The organism is Pseudarthrobacter sp. PS3-L1, from assembly GCF_030063285.1.
Classification (GTDB): domain Bacteria; phylum Actinomycetota; class Actinomycetes; order Actinomycetales; family Micrococcaceae; genus Arthrobacter.
Window position 1 is genome coordinate 189,639 of sequence record NZ_JASISU010000003.1, and the last position, 13,897, is coordinate 203,535.

The following is a 13,897-nucleotide window of genomic DNA, read 5'->3' on the forward strand; positions in this document are numbered from 1 at the left end:
AGGCTCGCTGATTCCGGCAGGTCATGGCACAACCAACCGTGGAAAGTTATCAATCCCCAGCTTATGCCCGGCGCTGGACCAATACCCGCCCAACAGCTGATCCCACTCCTGCTGACCTGCCTCGTCTATGGCCCCGGCAAAATCCTCCGCATTATCCTGCGGGAAATAGCCAATGCCCTGGCCACCTGTGGTGTCCACCCAACCCCGAGTGTTCGCCGAGACAGCCCAGACCACGTGGTGGCCCGGTGCGCCTATCTCGTTCAATGTAGCCTCGACCAGTCGGGCGGAATCCGCCGGGGAGAGCCATGAAGAGAGCGTGCGGGTGTTTCCCGGGTGCGTTCCGCCGGTTCCAATCCGCGCGCTGACCACTTTCATGGCGTACTTGTCCGCGTACAGGCCACCAAGCGCCTCCATTGCGGCCTTACTGACGCCGTAATACGAGTCAGGACGGGGAACCAAGGGTTCCCCGGCGATGGCCGCTGCGCTCGGGTGAAATCCCACAGCGTGGGTGGAGCTGGCCAGAAGGACATGCTCGACGCCGTTGCGATACGCGGCTTCCAACGTCGCCCGGGTGCCGGTGATGTTGGTTTGGACCAGGTCTTCCCAGGCCTGTTCACGGTGGATGCCACCCAGGTGAACCACCCCAGTGCACCCCGTCAGTGACTCAACCATGAAATCCAGGTCAGCAACGTTGCCTACGTGCACGCTTTCCTGGGGACCAGGATCCGCCGCGGGGACTATGTCCAGAAGCCTGACCGAGTGACCGGCCGCAGCCAGAAACGGCCGCAGCAGGGTCGCCATCATCCCCGCACCACCCGTCAGTGCGATGATGTGCGACTGCTGCGCTGCAGACATCTTTCCTCCAACTGTTGACACTCTGTGATCCTGATCATAATCTCATGAAGTACGTTTCATATAGTAACAGCAATTTACATATGTAAAAAGGGAGAATCAAAGTGGATTCCACATTCAGGTCACGCGTTCGCACCGTAGCGGCGCTGTCCATCGCTTCAGCAGCGTTCCTGTCGGGCTGCGCCAGCGGTGCCAGCGCTCCAGCAGCTTCCGACGACGGCCAGCCCATCGAGGTCTGGGCACGCGCAGGTACCGATGCGGCAACAACCTACGACGCCCTCTTCAAGGAATTCACGGCGAAAACAGGCGTGCAGGTCAACTTCCAGGGCGTTCCGGATCTCGATCAGCAGCTCCAGACCCGCGCTGCGTCCAAGAAGCTGCCGGACATCGTTATCAACGACTCCGCGGCACTGGGCAACTACACCTCGCAGGGCTACCTGCAGGAGATCGACAAGTCCTCAGTCGAAGGTAACAACAAGATTTCCGATTCCCTCTGGGATGAGGCCAAGGGCCTGGATGGCGCAACCTACGGTGTCCCCTTCTCCCGCCAGACAATGGTCACCCTGATACGCAAGGACTGGCGCGAAAAGCTGGGCATGTCGATCCCCAAGACGCAGGAAGACCTGGACAAACTGGCCACGGCCTTCGCCACGCAGGACCCTGACGGCAATGGCCAGGCCGACACCTACGGCATGGTGGTTCCCGGCTCCACAGAACGTGGCTACCTGGGCTGGTGGGCATCCTCCTACATCTTCCAGAATGGCGGCAGCTACCTAAAGGACGACGGCGACGGCAAGTTCTCCTCCAACGCCTCCAGCAGTGAAACCGAGAAGGGGGTGACCTGGGTCAAGCAGCAGTTCTGCACCCCCGGAAACGTCCAGCCCGGCGCGCTCACCGCCGCCACCAGCGTCGCCACTCCGTTCTTCCAGACCGGCAAGGCCGGAATCATCCTGACCGGCCCGTACAACTTCGGCTCCTTTGATGCTGCTATGGGCAAAGACACCTACGAGGCCATCCCGGCCCCCGAAGGATCCGTAGACAACACCGTCCTGGCCGAGGGCGAGAACATCTACGTCACCGCCAGCAACGCCAAAAAGGACCAGACCAAGCAGGTCATTGATTTCCTGGTCTCCGAAGAGGGCCAAAAGGCTGGCATGACCGCCGGAAAGCAGCCGATTGTCAGAGTTCCTGTGAACTCTGACATTGACGCGGCCACCGTCTACAACGATCCCCGCTGGGGCGTGGTCCAGGATGCGCTGAAGGACTCTTCACAGGCTTTCCCCTCGGCGATCAACTTTGTTCCGATCAAGCAGGCAGCGGCCGAAAGTCTGAACAAGATCGTTTCTGACTGTGGGACGGACAATATTGCTTCCGGGCTGAAGGAGCTTGACACCGCCATCACCACCGAACTGCAAAGCCAGAACGCCGCATCATGACAGTAACCCCAACAAAGCCGACGGCGGCACCTTCGAAAAAAAGCTCAACAGAGGTGCCGCCGGTTCGCCGGAAACGCGGAAACCACAAACAGGCTCTTGCCATCTGGCTATTCCTGGCTCCTGCCGCCGTGCTGGGACTGTACTTCAAGTTCATCCCCATGTTCGAGGGCTTCCGCCTGAGCCTCTTCAAGGTCCAGCCTTTCCTAGGCGACGTCTTTGTGGGGTTGGATAACTACATCAGTGTCATCACTGACCAGCGCTTCATGGACGCACTGGGCCACACGGTAGTGCTGGGCCTGACCCAGACGCTTGGTGCACTGGTAGTCGGGTTCGTCCTGGCACTGCTCCTGGAAGGCCAGGCCCGTTCACTCTGGGTGCTCCGCACGGCGATTTTCCTTCCCGTGGTGACAGCGCTCGCCGTCGTCGGTGAAATCTGGCGCATCCTGTACTTCCCCACCGCGGACGGGCCACTCAACACCATCCTCGGATGGGTGGGCCTGGAACCCCTGCAGTTCCTAAACAGCACCGATACCGCCCTGTGGTCAATCGCGGTCGTGGGCATCTGGAGCGGCGCTCCCTACAATATGGTGATCATCTTGGCCGGACTCACAGGCATTGACCGGACGCTTTATGAATCTGCTGGCGTGGATGGGGCAACCATCTGGCAGCGCCTGCGCTACATCACGCTGCCAGCACTGCGTCCCTCAATCGTGATTGTGCTGACCCTGGCTGCCATCCGCAGCCTACGAAGTTTTACGGAGGTCTACGTCCTCACCGGAGGCGGACCCGCGGGCTCAACCGAAGTCTGGATGACCCGAATGTATTCGCTGGGGTTCCAGCGCAATGATATCGGGGTTGCGTCAGCAGCCGCTGTCCTGCTGCTGGTGGTCACACTATTGCTGACCGTCGGCACCCAAGTCCTGGCCCGAAGGAAGGCAGAACGATGACCCCAGCACGGAGTTCAGTCACATCAGCCAAGGGAAACAAACGTCCATCATCATCGGCACGCTTCGATTCCGCTTTGGGATGGGCACCCCGGTTCGGCACCAACATGGTACTGCGGGTGGTGCTCTGCATCCTCGTATTCTGCATTTTTGCGCTGCCCTTCATGGCCATCATCTCCGGCGCTTTCGATCGGAACTCCAGCCCCACGGAGATCTCCCTCTTCCCGAAGACTTTCACCATGGCGAACTTCGAGGCAGCCCAGGAACAGGGGCTGTGGGGTTATCTGCTCAATTCCCTGGTCATTGCCGGTGGCGGCCTGCTGCTGCAGATGACCGTCTCAGTGTTCGCCGCCTATAGCCTGAGCAGGAAAAAATTCCGCGGCCAGGCCCTGGTGATGCTGCTGGTGCTGATGACAATGATGCTGCCCGAGGAGGTCATCGGCATCCCGCTCTCACTGATCCTGGGGGACCTCCCGTTGCTGGGCATCAGCCTTCGCGGAACCGTTCTGGCAGTGATCCTGCCGGTGGGCATCTGGGGCTTTTCCATCTTCATCATGAGTGAATTCATGAAGGAGATCCCGGCCGAGATTGAAGAAGCAGCACGCCTCGATGGTGTGGGCGAATTCAGGATGCTTTTCACCATCATTTTGCCCCTGTGCAAACCGGCCCTGGGCGTGATCGGGATCTTCGGCTTCATGATGGTGTGGGACCAGTACCTGCTACCCCTCATAGCCGCGAACGATCCCAGCGACTACACACTCACTGTGGCACTGTCCGTGCTGCGCAACGACACCACTGTGGGTCCCGGAGTCCTGCTGGCCGGCGCCGTCATGGCCATGGTCCCCAGCCTCCTGGTGTACCTCTTCCTCCAACGCTCCATGATCCGCGGCATCACCTCCGGCGCCACCAAGGGCTGACTCCTGCACTGTCCGCGCTACCCACCACAGCGAAAGAAGTTCCATGAAGACCAGCACCACCCTCAGCCGCCCACAGCTTCCGACGGCGGATGATCTGCAGATCACTGACATCACCATTACCCCGATTGCCTTCTCCGACCCGCCCCTCCTGAATGCCGTAGGGGTCCACGAACCCCTGGTCCACCGGGTGGTGATCGAAGTCCACACGGCCAACGGGCTGCTGGGCCTCGGCGAGTGCGCTGGTGGGAGTAGTCGACTGGCCAACCTGGCGGTGGGGGCAGCAGCCATCAAGGGCGTGAGCGTTTTTGATACCTCCCGCATGGAAATCCTGATCCACGAGGCACTTGCGGCCGAACTCTCCGTTTTTGAACGGGCAGCGGTCTTTGGCGCTTTTGAGGTAGCCGCCCTGGACATCCAGGGCCACGCCACGGGCCGTAGCGTCAGCGAACTCCTGGGCGGCACGGTCCGCGACGACGTTCCTTTCAGCGCCTACCTGTTCTATAAGTGGGCGGAGCATCCCGCACTGGACGGCCGGCCTGCCATCACCGATGAGTGGGGTGCGGCCATGGACCCAGAGGGCATAGTTCGCCAGGCCCGGAAAATGATTGCCGAATACGGATTCAAGTCCATCAAGCTCAAAGGGGGCGTTTTCCCGCCAGCCCAGGAAATCGAGGCAATCCAGGCCCTCCGCACAGAATTCCCGGATCTGCCCCTGCGGCTTGATCCGAACACGGCCTGGACCGTGGAGACCTCTCGCTGGGTAGCAGAACAGACAGATGGACTGCTGGAATACCTCGAAGACCCTACTCCGGGGTTGGAGGGGATGGGCCAGGTAGCCGAGCGCGCTGCCATGCCACTTGCCACCAACATGTGTGTCGTGGCATTTGACCACATCAAGCGCAGTGTTGAACTCAACGCGGTCCAGGTCATCCTGGGAGACCACCACTACTGGGGCGGGCTGCGGCATACCCGGGAGCTCGGGACACTCTGCCAGACATTCGGAATCGGCCTGTCCATGCACTCCAACTCACACCTGGGCATCAGTCTTGCCGCAATGGTGCACGTGGCCGCAGCGACCCCGGCCCTGACGTACGCCTGCGACACCCACTACCCCTGGAACGGCCACAACGACGTCATCATGCCTGGCGTCCTGAACTTTGTTGACGGCAGCGTCAGAGTACCCGGGGGCCCAGGGCTCGGTGTTGAGCTTGACCGCGCCAAGCTGGCCGAACTTCACCAGCAATACCTGGACGCGGACATGAGTGCCCGCGATGACACGGGCTACATGCAACGTTTTGTCCCCGAATTTACTGCGGATCTGCCACGGTGGTGAACCATGCGGATCCAGTCCCAACGACCGGCGCCCCCACCGCAGCGCGCCCCGCCGGCCAGACGGCCAGGACGGGAATCACGGCAATGACTGGATACCTCTATCCCTGGGATGTCCTGGCTGATCGCGATGCCGCCGACACAATCCTGGCAACAGGCGTCGACAGAGTTGCCCTTGCGGCCGCCTACCATAGTGTCCGTGCCGCCACGCCCCGCCACCCGGACCGACGCGTAGTGGACGCGCGGGAAGCCGCCCTCTACGTCCGCGTGGGGTCGGCCTGGAATGGGCAGACATTGGTTCCTCGGGACGCGAGCGAGTGGACGGGGACTGTGGATTCGTTCACCGAGGCTGCTGCAGAACTGCGCGTAGTGGGCCTGCCGGTGGATGCATGGACGGTCCTGACCCACTCAAGCGCCCTGGGATCCGCCGTACCGGGCCTCTGCGTGGTCAACGCCTTCGGCGAGCGCTACCGCCACGCCCTGTGCCCCTCGTTTCCAGAGGTCAGGCAGTATGCAGCCACGGTGGTGGAGCAGGTGCTGACCCTGGGGCAGCCGGATGGCATCATCCTAGAGGCTGTGGGGCCGCTCGGATTTGGGCACCAAAACCAGCACGAGAAAACCGCCGGCGCCGACTACTCCACCCATGTGCAGAACCTGCTCTCGCTGTGCTTCTGCATCGCGTGCAGCGAAAGCTATCAGGAGCGTGGGATAGACGCTGATTCCATGCGAACGGCGGTAAGGGACGCCGTACGGTGGGACGAGGCGGTTGCACCGCTGACGAACAACAACGACGGGCGGTTCCAGCTTCTGCTCGAGGTGCGCTGGGATGCCACAGCAGCCCTGCTTGATGGAGTTCTCGCGCAGATCGAGCTGTGGAAGGATTCCGCGGCGTCAACGGATCGATCTGGTTTCAGGGTGTCCCTCCATGTCTCTCCCGATCCATGGTCAACGGGACCATTTGTGGCGCTGGAGGCACTGCGCCGCAGCTCGGTGGACCTTGGCCGGGTGACCGCCGTCGTTCCCTGCTGGGAATCCAGCAGCCAGGGTGCACAGACCGTTGCCCTGCTCCGGTCAGCAGAGCCACAGCTCACGGTCGGCTCGTATGTGCTTGTCCTGCCACCCAAAACTCCTGATGCCGGGGGTTTTGCGCAGAACTGGGCAGCGCTAGCTGACGCTGGTAGCTCTGAGCTGCATGTCTATCACCTGGGCTTGGCATCCTCGTTACGCCTCAAAGCGGTTGGTGCTGCGGTGCGAACCATAACGGACGGCGAAAAGTAAGCCCTCAGCGCGGGCTCAGACAAAGGCAGACTTACCCGTTACGGCCCTTCCCACAATCAGCGAATTGATCTCATAGCTGCCCTCATACGTATAGAGGACCTCCGCGTCACCGAAGAGTTTGGCCATCTCGAAATCGGTACTGATCCCGTTGCCGCCCAGCAACGACCTACCCATCGCAACGGACTGCCGTGCCAGCCGCGTGGTGGTGGCTTTAGCCATCGCCGCCTGTGCCATCTGCAGGTGCCCAGCTTCCTGCAGCGACGCCACCCGCACCATCATGGCCAATGACGCCGATGCGTTGCCCAAAATCTCCGAAAGTTGCAGTTGCACCAACTGGAAGCGGGCCAACGGTTTTCCGAACTGGTGGCGGTCCAGGGCGTAGCTGCGGGCAATGTCGAACGCAGCCAACTGGATTCCTGCAGCCTGCCAACCCACCCATGCCCTGGAATCACGCAGGAGGTTGGTGGTCGCGGAAAACGACGTTGCGCCCGGCAGCAGGTTCTCGCGCGGGATCCGTACCTCGTCCAGGTCGAGGTCCGCGTTCTGCACAATGCGCAGCCCAATCTTGTGCCGGATCTTGGTAGCGGTAAACCCCGGCCTGTCACTCTCGACAATGAAACCCTTGATCTGCCCGTCTGCAATGTCCCGGGCCCACACCAGCGAAAAGTCAGCCACGGTTCCGGACCCGATCCAGCGCTTGGCACCACTGATAATCCACTCCGCACCATCGCCCCGTGCAGTGGTTTCCAGTCCACCGGCAATATCGGATCCATGCTGGGGCTCAGTCAGGGCAAACGCTCCCAACACTGATAGGGAGCGCAAGCCCGGCAGCCAACGCTCTTTCTGCTCAGGTGAACCGAGATCGTTGATCATGCCGACAATGAGCTCGTTGTGGATGCCCACCAGCGCGCTCAGGGACACATCCGCCCGTGCCACCTCCGTGTACATCAGGCCCTTGAACAGCGCCGACGATCCGTCCACCTGAAGTTCACCCAGTCCTTGACGGCCCAACTCACGGACGAGCCCCACCGGGAACTCCTCCTGCTCCCAAAAGGGGATGGAGGCCGCACGGATGGATTCCTGCAGGAAGTCGCGCGCGTGCCGGTAACGCTTCTGCTCACTTGGATCCAGGCATGCGATGACCTCGAGGAGGTCAGCCTCTGGAAAGGGGACAGAATCCCCTGGACCTGACGGCGGCCCCGCAGGAGACGGCCGACGCTGCGGCTGATCACTTTCACGTTTCTGCGGCACGTAGACCTCATCCCCTTCAGCGGAGCTCCACCCAGAACCTTGGATGTCCTAGTATATTGCTGAGACCCTACCCCCAAAGTGATGGAGATCACCACCGGAAAGGCTGGCCATGAACGTCACCGAAGAATTCCGCGAAGCTCGCGACAGGCTGCTTTCCCTGCGCCACGACTACGACGCTGCACGCACCGAGTTCACGTGGCCTCGGTTTGAGCACTTCAACTTTGCCCTGGACTGGTTCGACGCCATCGCCGCAGATCCAGACCGTGGCGGGCGGCCAGCACTGATCATCACCGAGCAGGACGGAACCGCAACTCGCCGCAGCTTCGCGGAACTCTCCCGGCGGTCCGACCAGGTGGCTGCCTGGCTCCGGAACATCGGCATGCGCCGTGGTGACCGGATGATCCTGATGCTGGGCAACCAGGTGGAACTCTGGGAACTCATGCTGGCCGGGATCAAGCTCGGGATTGTCCTGATTCCGACCACTACGCTCATGGGCCCCAACGACCTTCAGGACAGAGTGGATCGCGGCGGTGCCACCTGGGCCACTGCCGCCAGTGCGGACATTGGCAAGTTTGCCGCCGTCACGGGCTCCGTGAACCTTATTGAAGTGGCGGCGGCGGAGCCAGCCAATCCTGCCGCCCACCAGTACAGCCACTCCTCAGCTGAAAAGACGATTTTCGCGCCTGATGCCCCCACCTTGGCCGATGAGACGCTGCTGCTGTATTTCACCTCCGGCACCACATCAAAGGCCAAGCTGGTGGAGCACACCCACACCTCATACCCGGTGGGCCATCTCTCCACCATGTACTGGATTGGCCTGGAACCGGGCGACGTGCACCTGAACGTGGCATCGCCAGGGTGGGGCAAGCACGCATGGTCCAACTTCTTTGCCCCGTGGATCGCCGAGGCCTGCGTCTTCGTCTACAACTACCAGCGTTTTGACGCCCACGCCCTCATGGAGCAGATGGCCGCCGAGCACGTCACCAGCTTCTGCGCCCCGCCCACCGTCTGGCGGATGCTGATCCAGGCAGATCTGACACACCTGAAAACACCTCCCACAAAGGTTGTTTCCGCTGGTGAACCGTTGAATCCAGAAGTCATTGAGCATGTTCGGCGCAACTGGGGACAGACCATTCGCGACGGGTTCGGGCAGACCGAATCAACTGTCCAGATTGCCAATACACCGGGCCAGCCGGTCCGTTCAGGAGCCATGGGAAAGCCGCTGCCCGGGTATGACGTGGTGCTGGTGGATCCGGCCACAGGATTGGAGGCCGACGACGGCGAAATCTGTCTGCGCCTCGACTCCCGTCCGGCCGGGCTGATGAAGTCCTACTTCCAGGATCCCGAAAAGACTACCGAAGCGTTCCGCGGCGGCTACTACCACTCCGGAGATATGGCCAGCCGGGATGCCGACGGCATCATCACGTACGTTGGCCGCGATGATGACGTCTTCAAGTCCTCCGACTATCGACTGTCCCCCTTTGAGCTGGAGAGCGTACTCATTGAGCATCCAGCCGTCGCGGAGGCAGCCGTGGTCCCGTCACCTGATGCCCTGAAACTGGCAGTCCCCAAGGCGTTTATTGTGCTCGCCAAAGGCCACGAGCCGAACCCGGAGACTGCCGAGGCAATCCTGCGCTACGCCCGGGAGCACCTGGCGCCCTTTAAACGGATCCGCCGGCTGGAATTTGCGGACCTGCCCAAAACGATTTCCGGCAAAATCAGGCGTGTGGAGCTGCGGGACGCGGAGCTGGCACGGCATACTCCTGACAGCTCCGGAAACGGCGCTGGTACAGGCGCTGGAACTGGCACTGAGTACGCTGACACCGACTTCCCCGGCCTGAAAAACTGACCCATGGGCGCCCCGCTACCCCGCGATCCCATTGCCGATGCGCAACGGAACTGGGAATCCCGCGGCTGGGCCGACGTCGCCGGTCCCATGGCGTCGATCACTGCAATCATGCGAACCCAGCAAATCCTGCTGGCGAGGATCGAGGCGGTCCTGAAGCCCTTCGGGCTGACATTCGCCCGGTATGAGCTCTTGGCCCTCCTCGGATTTGCCCGCGAAGCCCAGCTACCCATGAACAAGGCGAGCGCCCTGCTGCAGGTGCATCCGACGTCGGTCACCAACGCAGTGGACAGGCTGGAAGCCGCCGGACTGGTGGAGCGGTCGCCCCATCCCACGGACGGTAGGACCACCTTGGTCCGCCTGACCCCGGCGGGCAGGAAACTCGCAACAACAGCGACTGTTGAACTCAATGCGCAGGTTTTTGCCAACTCGGGTTTCAGCCCAACCGATGTTCAGCAGTTGACCCGCATCCTGGCAGACTTCCGAAGAAACGCCGGAGACTTCACATAGCTCCCCGGCTCGCCGCATGACCCAGGACGTCGTCGAACCTGACAGGCCGGCAGCTGGGGGCATACCCTGCAGGAGACAACGGAGGGAGGCCACCAGTGGATGCGGAACAGATAGATGCCGGGCAGTACACAGATGAACGCGACGAGCACGGGCGGCTGCTGGCCGACCGCGAGGTGTGGCGGCAGGCCACCACGCTGCCAGCCGCAGGAGAACTGACGGCGCGCTGGCTGGAGGGCGCCAGCCAGTACCAGCCTGGGACGCTGACTGCCAGGATTGATGCCGAAACGGCGCCAATCGCCGTCGAGCTTGCCCGGGTGAACCGTAGTGGCTTCTTCACAAAGGAATCCCAGCCAGGAGTGGACGTCGCAGGGCTCAAGCAACGGCAGTACCTCACCGGTTATGCGGATCCGGAGACCGCGGTTCACCTGCTCCGACTCTCCGCGGCAAGCGACATTGTGGCGATGGTCCACGCTCCGGGCGAGCCAAGCCAGGTATCCGTCCCGGTGACGGTTCAGGGCGGCGACGTGGTCACAGTCCTAGGAGTAAATGAGAGCCCCATTGAAGAAGCCGAGCTCCGGGACTGGGCGGCCGAGAGCAATGACTCGTTGGCTCTGCTCCTGGCCAGTTCCTGGTTTGTGGAACTGTTTGATCCGGTCTGGGGGCGCGAGGACCACTTGCTTCCTGCTGTCCTGGCTGCATTGGTGGACCCATTGCACGAGCCATTGAACAGCGTAGCGGGACCAGTCCAGCCGGACCAGGAGTACCCTTGATCCGCCGTCGCTTTCCGCAACCCCGCCGCGCATTCAACCAACAGGGCAGCCCGCCAAGAGGCCTGCCTGCCTGATTGACACACTATTCCCGGGAGAACCCCATGGCACATTTGAATCTGCTGGGCCGCTCCGGCTTGGCCGTCAGCCCCTTCACCCTGGGCACCATGACCTTTGGCAACGAATCCTGGGGGTCCTCGGATACTGCGTCCGGGCAGGTCCTCGACGCCTATCTTGACGCCGGCGGCACGACCCTGGACACGGCGGATGTCTACTCCGGGGGCAGGAGCGAATCCCTGATCGGATCCATGATTGCAGAACGCGGGATTCGGCATCAGGTTGTCCTGGCCACCAAGAGCGGATTCAACGACGGCGGCGGACCGCTAAGCGGTGGCTCCGGGCGCAAGCACGTTTCCCAGGCCATTGAGGGTTCCCTTCGCCGACTGGCAACTGATTACCTCGACCTGTACTGGCTACATGTTTGGGATGGGCAAACCACCGCGGCGGAGCTGGTGGAGACATTTGCCGCACTGATCAGGTCCGGCAAGATCCTTTACTACGGGCTGTCCAATGTTCCAGCATGGTTTGCAGTCCAGGTTGCCACCCTTGCCGCGGCGCAGGGACTCCCCGGACCCATTGCACTCCAGCTGGAGTACTCGTTGGTGGAACGCGGCATCGAGGGTGAGACCATCAGGGCCGCACACGAACTCGGCCTGGGCATTGTGGCATGGAGCCCGCTGGGCGGCGGGTTGCTCTCTGGAAAATATCGCCGACAGGCCGAACAATCGGCGACTGATGCCGGGCGACTGTCTGGAGAAAACCCTTTCGGGACAAGTAAGTTCACAGACAAAAACTGGCATATAGCGGACGTGCTGCGCCAGGGCGCCGCCGAGGCTGGGATGAGCCCAGCACGGCTGGCCCTGGAGTGGGTCTCACGCAGGCCCGGCGTCGACTCTGTGCTGGTGGGATCCCGAACGCCAGAGCAGCTGTCGGAGAACATTGCGCCATTGCCCGCCGCAGTTACCGAGTCTGTCCTCGCCCTGCTCGACGAAGCAAGCACTCCTACTCTCTCTCCTCTGTCACAGCTCTACACGCCAGGGATGCTGGACGCAGTGATCCGGGGCGGTCAATCGCTGCGAGGGCACTGATTGCCATGCACGACGACGAGTTGAGCATCGATGAGGAGCTCGCCCGCCACCTGATGTCGCGCCAGTTTCCAGGAAAGCGCAAGCATGCCCACCGTTGATCGGCTGCGGACTCTCTGGTCACAGTTTCGGAATCTACCCGCGGCGCAATCCACAGCCATGACCCATGGTGACCTCATTCCAGCCAATCTCCTGGTCGAGGCCGAGCAACTGACAGGGGTCCTGGACGGCGAAGGATTTGCTCCGGCGGATCCGTCACTGGATCTTGTAGCAGCCTGGCACGTGCTCGATACCCGGCGACGGGCACTCCTGCGCAGCGAGCTGGCCTGCGACGACCTTGAATGGGCGCGCGGGACGGCCTGGGCATTCCAGCAGGATACGTCCATGGCAGACCAGCTGGGGTAGCCCGGACCGCGTCGAGATCAGTCCCGGTGCCCACTGCGATCCGGAGTGGCAGGCCGGTACCCTGCAACCGCGGCGCGAAGATCGCCCTCCTCGTGGCCATCTCCCTTCTTGCCAAAGGGCAGCGCTTTCAGGAGTGGGTGCAGGACGGCCATAACAAGCAAACCCCAGGCAAGTCCCAAGACAGCCGAGCAGAGGGTGTTCACAAGCCAGGCCAGGAACCCACCCACAACGGGAATCGCCACAAATGGCGCTTCAAGGACATGGACGGCGTCGTAGGGCACATGCCAGCCAAGATCGTAGACCCCCTGGAGCATGATGTGGCCGCCAACCCAGAGCATCGCGACAGTCCCGATCAAGGTGATGGTGCTCAAGACTGCTGGCATTCCCCTGACGAGCAGCCCGCCGATTCGCTGGGAACGCAGCGAATCCCTGGCAGCCAGGTGCAGGCCAATGTCATCCATCTTGACTATCAATGCCACTGCGCCGTAGACAAGCGTTGTGATAGCGAAAGCTACGACCACCAGGATGAGGGCCCGGACCAAGAGGGACTCGTTGGCAACCTCGTTCATCGAGATCACCATGATTTCGCAGGACAGGATGAAATCGGTGGTGATGGCACCCTTGGTTACTTTCGCCTCCGCCTCAGGGCCACGCTCAACAGCGGGAGACTTATGGGTCTCGGAGTGACCGCGAAGCTTGTGCCAGACCTTCTCCGCGCCCTCGAAGCAGAGGTAAGTGCCGCCCAGCATGAGGATGAAGGGAATGATCCACGGCACGAAAGCGCTGATCAGCAGCAGTGCCGGCAGGATGATGAAAAGTTTGTTCCGCAGCGAACCCCAGAAGATCTTCTTGATCATGGGCAACTCGCGGGAAGGGTCCGCGCCCGAGACATACTGCGGGGTGACGGCGGCGTCGTCGATCACCACACCAGCAGCCTTTGCGCCAGCTTTGGCTGCGCCTGCCGCAACGTCATCGACGGAGGCTGCGGCTATCCTGGCGAGTGCCGCAACATCGTCCAGCAGGGCGACGAGGCCGCCGCTCACTGCGCAGTCCCTGATTGCTGAGCGAGAAACAACGGGGCGGAGTAACCTCGATCGAGGCGGCGCATAGGCATGCACGAATTATAGGGTGATAGCTGCCTGGGAATGCGAGTCACGCTGCCATGAAAGGCGTCCTGTCCGTGCAGCACCCAGCCTGCTTACCCCCAAGGTCATGTG

At 61.9% G+C, this 13,897-nt stretch carries 13 protein-coding genes; 10 read left to right on the forward strand and 3 right to left on the reverse strand.

What is annotated here, in order from left to right; genetic code table 11:
* Window positions 1-21 precede the first annotated feature (21 nt).
* Window positions 22-876, reverse strand: a complete 855-nt coding sequence (locus QMG79_RS08720) for an NAD-dependent epimerase/dehydratase family protein (RefSeq protein WP_349357259.1) — start codon at window positions 874-876, stop codon at window positions 22-24.
* An 80-nt stretch (window positions 877-956) separates the two neighbouring features.
* Here QMG79_RS08720 and QMG79_RS08725 point away from each other — a divergent pair, with 80 nt between their 5' ends.
* The 5 genes from QMG79_RS08725 to QMG79_RS08745 all read left to right on the forward strand — a co-directional run bounded on the left by QMG79_RS08725 (window position 957) and on the right by QMG79_RS08745 (window position 6,756).
* Window positions 957-2,288 carry an ABC transporter substrate-binding protein gene (locus QMG79_RS08725; protein ID WP_283538202.1) on the forward strand — a complete coding sequence of 444 codons (1,332 nt, stop codon included), beginning with the start codon at window positions 957-959 and terminating at the stop codon, window positions 2,286-2,288.
* Window positions 2,285-3,235: a carbohydrate ABC transporter permease gene (locus QMG79_RS08730; protein WP_283538203.1), complete on the forward strand. Its 951-nt coding sequence runs from the start codon at window positions 2,285-2,287 to the stop codon at window positions 3,233-3,235. The genes QMG79_RS08725 and QMG79_RS08730 overlap by 4 nt, the downstream gene beginning before the upstream one ends.
* Entirely contained in the window at window positions 3,232-4,149 is a 918-nt protein-coding gene (locus QMG79_RS08735) for a carbohydrate ABC transporter permease (protein WP_283538204.1), read from the forward strand. Before QMG79_RS08730 ends, QMG79_RS08735 begins: the two co-directional genes overlap by 4 nt.
* Before the next feature lie 43 nt (window positions 4,150-4,192).
* Window positions 4,193-5,482: a glucarate dehydratase family protein gene (locus tag QMG79_RS08740; RefSeq protein ID WP_283538205.1), complete on the forward strand. Its 1,290-nt coding sequence runs from the start codon at window positions 4,193-4,195 to the stop codon at window positions 5,480-5,482.
* 83 nt (window positions 5,483-5,565) lie between these two features.
* Window positions 5,566-6,756, forward strand: a complete 1,191-nt coding sequence (locus QMG79_RS08745; protein WP_283538206.1) for a hypothetical protein — start codon at window positions 5,566-5,568, stop codon at window positions 6,754-6,756.
* A 15-nt stretch (window positions 6,757-6,771) separates the two neighbouring features.
* On the opposite strand, the gene QMG79_RS08750 is transcribed toward QMG79_RS08745, so the two are convergent.
* On the reverse strand, window positions 6,772-7,896 hold the full coding sequence (locus QMG79_RS08750) for an acyl-CoA dehydrogenase family protein (protein WP_283538696.1): 1,125 nt from the start codon (window positions 7,894-7,896) through the stop codon (window positions 6,772-6,774).
* A 220-nt stretch (window positions 7,897-8,116) separates the two neighbouring features.
* Between QMG79_RS08750 and QMG79_RS08755 the strand changes: the two genes are divergently transcribed.
* The 5 genes from QMG79_RS08755 to QMG79_RS08775 all read left to right on the forward strand — a co-directional run bounded on the left by QMG79_RS08755 (window position 8,117) and on the right by QMG79_RS08775 (window position 12,680).
* Window positions 8,117-9,856: an AMP-binding protein gene (locus tag QMG79_RS08755; protein WP_283538207.1), complete on the forward strand. Its 1,740-nt coding sequence runs from the start codon at window positions 8,117-8,119 to the stop codon at window positions 9,854-9,856.
* A 3-nt stretch (window positions 9,857-9,859) separates the two neighbouring features.
* A complete protein-coding gene (locus QMG79_RS08760; protein ID WP_283538208.1) occupies window positions 9,860-10,363 on the forward strand; it encodes a MarR family winged helix-turn-helix transcriptional regulator in 504 nt (167 codons plus the stop codon).
* Window positions 10,364-10,458: 95 nt separating this feature from the next.
* Window positions 10,459-11,133 carry a DUF6919 domain-containing protein gene (locus QMG79_RS08765; RefSeq protein ID WP_283538209.1) on the forward strand — a complete coding sequence of 225 codons (675 nt, stop codon included), beginning with the start codon at window positions 10,459-10,461 and terminating at the stop codon, window positions 11,131-11,133.
* A 101-nt stretch (window positions 11,134-11,234) separates the two neighbouring features.
* A complete protein-coding gene (locus tag QMG79_RS08770; protein ID WP_283538210.1) occupies window positions 11,235-12,278 on the forward strand; it encodes an aldo/keto reductase in 1,044 nt (347 codons plus the stop codon).
* Window positions 12,279-12,362: 84 nt separating this feature from the next.
* The gene (locus tag QMG79_RS08775) at window positions 12,363-12,680 is read left to right on the forward strand and encodes a phosphotransferase (RefSeq protein WP_283538211.1); all 318 of its coding nucleotides are present in this window, start codon (window positions 12,363-12,365) and stop codon (window positions 12,678-12,680) included.
* A 17-nt stretch (window positions 12,681-12,697) separates the two neighbouring features.
* Here QMG79_RS08775 and QMG79_RS08780 read toward each other — a convergent pair whose 3' ends face one another.
* A complete protein-coding gene (locus QMG79_RS08780; protein WP_283538212.1) occupies window positions 12,698-13,723 on the reverse strand; it encodes a DUF808 domain-containing protein in 1,026 nt (341 codons plus the stop codon).
* Window positions 13,724-13,897: the final 174 nt, after the last annotated feature.